Raw genomic sequence first — 2859 nt, forward strand, 5'->3', positions numbered from 1 at the left:
GGTAAAAACAATAGGTTATCGTCCCCAGTTTTTATTAACGTATGTAATTACCCGAATAACGCTACAGATTTCACGACAGAGCGTTTATATATTATCCAAATGTACCGCAAGCCTAGTGTTTACGGGTGTTACTGCGAATTATATTAAAAATAAACGAAGTGATAAATACAGCTAAATGCCTGTTAAACCGGTTTTTTTGTATATTTAGCAAACAGTTTTAGTGATTTAAATCTAAAAATGGATGAAAACTTGTAGTTTTAGCTATCTGATTTACTAAGTTAGAGAGCTAAAAAGCCGGTTAATAGATAAAAAGGCAGATTTTACAGCTCGATAAGCTCAAAACTGCTAAGTGCATAGATGGGTATATTATACATTTTATGTTAAATAGAATTATGCTCAATAGCATGGAAATCTAGGGTGGATCAGAGCTGGATCCAAAGTTCCATTATCACTGATAATTGAAGTTTGGATTAAGATCTTTGCTTTAGTAAATTCAGGGGGCAAAGGAGGGTATGGAAATTTAACCAGTTGTACTTTTGTAGTTTAAAACAAGATCAAATACCGTTATTGAAGTCATAGATAAGGTCTTGTTATATAAGCTAATATATGACCAACCAGAAACCGCTTTGCTTGATATACTGATACTAATTGTTATTTTTGATGCGATTCATAAGCATTGTAAGTAATTCTAGACAATGTTTTTCATAGCGAATTTAATCTTGAATATATGGCTACAACCGGACTGGATGACTACAAGACCAATGCCGCGTTTTAAAGTCACAACCCCTTATTTAAAAACAGCGAAACCTACCATATAGAAAAAGAAAGCACCGCGTAAACGCAGTAAAGGAAAATAAAATATACTTAGCTGTAATCAATTTCATTTCGATAAATCGACCTTAACTTGTCGTTGTCCTACGGGTTGTCAGGTTCAATGTAATCTGAAAAATCTACGCTCGCTTTCTCCCAAAAGCGAGCAAAAACGGCATGATTATTTTAAATGGAAAAAATGAATAGTGGTGCAGATTGGAAATCGGCTCTAACTTGGATTTGGACATTTTCACGTTAGTGATTTTTACTTAACATGGTAAAGTTCGCAATAATCTAGGTATTACAATCCAATGTGACGAAAAATTGGCTGAAACACCGTATGAATTGATGGAAGAGATTAATTCCTCTTCCATCCAGATAAATGCGAGTTTTAGATCCTAATGTGGTTGTTCTTGATAGCTATCTTCATTGTTATCTAACCATTTTTCCAAACCATCAATTGTTCCAAAAAAGAGGCACTGCTTATCCATGTCCATAATATTCCAAGTTTCATTGACGGTATCGTACATGGAAAAAACTTTAGTTTTACTGTTGGTCATACTAACTCCCTATCTAATAAACGCTTAAATTTTGGATTTGTTAAATTAAATCTGAGCAACTCTTTCACTTTTACACTTATACTTTAAAAAGAGAGCCATTTAACGCCGCAAACAACAGCCGTTATGCGTCTGCTTGCTTTGCCTTGTTGAACGAAGCCGCTATGCGGCAGAATAAAACACCCACTTAGCTAATCTCTAAGTGTACTCAACCTCGAGTGTGTTTAATCTTGGAATCATAACGAAGGTAAACGAAAGGCGGATAAAAAGCAAGTGAAAGGGTGGTTTTAATTCTCTGTACGCGAGTCACCTCAACCTATTGAAGTGACAGCACCATTATAAAGACGTCGAGAGAATACTTAATATGGTTAAGCGATACCCTGCTGTAGCAATTGAATCTATTAAAAAACTTTAGGTGAAGCTGATAAACAGCAGCTTCAAAAGAGCTTTATTAAAGTATTACTGAGCGATGCTCCGTATGATCAATCCCTGGGTAAGCTGAAAAACGATATGCTTTCTGATGTTGTTGATAGTTGGTCAGATTAGAAATAATTACTGGGGCGAACCAGGTAAGGAACTTCTATTTTGCACGCTATTGTTTAATCAAATACCTTGTTCTCCTAAATTTTAACTGCACAATACAAGGTTACTAACTTAATGGAATTGGTATAAGAAGATTGGTATTGCTAGCAGGCAATATCAATAGAACGGGGTTCGAATGATCTAATTGAGAAAACTAACCTTAGCTGTTTCTCTAATATTTAGGGGCTTGTTAGACAAAAAAGATCCAAAATAGTATAAATGAGATACTGATAATGACGATTGGGGACATTTGAAGCACCATCAGTACATTAGCAAGTACTTTTGCAAAAAAAGAGTTGCTGGGTTTCTTCGTTTCTTTTTGTTGTTGAAATTGCTGTTTAGGTGTGACGTCCTTGAATTCAGGAAAATGATTACCATCTGCCATTTTAGCGTGTGGTTCTGAAGAAATTAACCAGTGCACTTTATCACCACTTTGTGTGTCATTACCTGTTGCCATATATTCAACATTGCCATTGCCTTTAGGCTTTGATTTAAAGTCAGCTTTAACTTGCCATTTTTGTTTGCGTTTCTGCTCTACTATTTTTTTTAATCTTTTCTTTGCCGAGCTGTAATTGTGGTATTTCTCGGTATATTTAAATTGGTTATCTTCTCCTTCATCATGATAGACAAGTGCTGTTAAATAATATTCGTTATCTGTTTGTTCTTCACTTTTATCTGTTGCTCTGTTCATTTTAAGTTTCACTTATTGCTATCTAATAACCAATTCCATCATTTTCATGCTTCGCTATACACATATCGCAGTAATGATTGTAAATATTTACTATCAATTTGATCATTTCAAAAAATGATTGTGCCATTACATTAACCAACAACCCAAAAGCATTCGAAAGTAATTGACCTGGTCAACTGAATTCGGTCACCCTAGTTAAGTTCTTTAAGCTACCTTTTT

The 2859-nt window shown here is 34.7% G+C and carries 2 protein-coding genes; both read right to left on the minus strand.

Annotated elements, in window-relative coordinates; genetic code table 11:
• Positions 1 to 1208: 1208 nt before the first annotated feature.
• On the minus strand, positions 1209 to 1370 hold the full coding sequence (locus AC4GME_RS18520) for a hypothetical protein (RefSeq protein ID WP_490378605.1): 162 nt from the start codon (positions 1368 to 1370) through the stop codon (positions 1209 to 1211).
• Between the two features lie 769 nt (positions 1371 to 2139).
• The gene (locus tag AC4GME_RS18525) at positions 2140 to 2640 is read right to left on the minus strand and encodes a hypothetical protein (RefSeq protein ID WP_490380012.1); all 501 of its coding nucleotides are present in this window, start codon (positions 2638 to 2640) and stop codon (positions 2140 to 2142) included.
• Between the last annotated feature and the right edge of the window lie 219 nt (positions 2641 to 2859).

The organism is Psychromonas sp. (genome assembly GCF_983033635.1).

Bases quoted from the DNA above. Each gene is read 5' to 3' on its own strand.
- AC4GME_RS18525 (WP_490380012.1), bottom strand. From the start codon at position 2,640: ATGAACAGAGCAACAGATAAAAGTGAAGAACAAACAGATAACGAATAT.
- AC4GME_RS18520 (WP_490378605.1), bottom strand. From the start codon at position 1,370: ATGACCAACAGTAAAACTAAAGTTTTTTCCATGTACGATACCGTCAAT.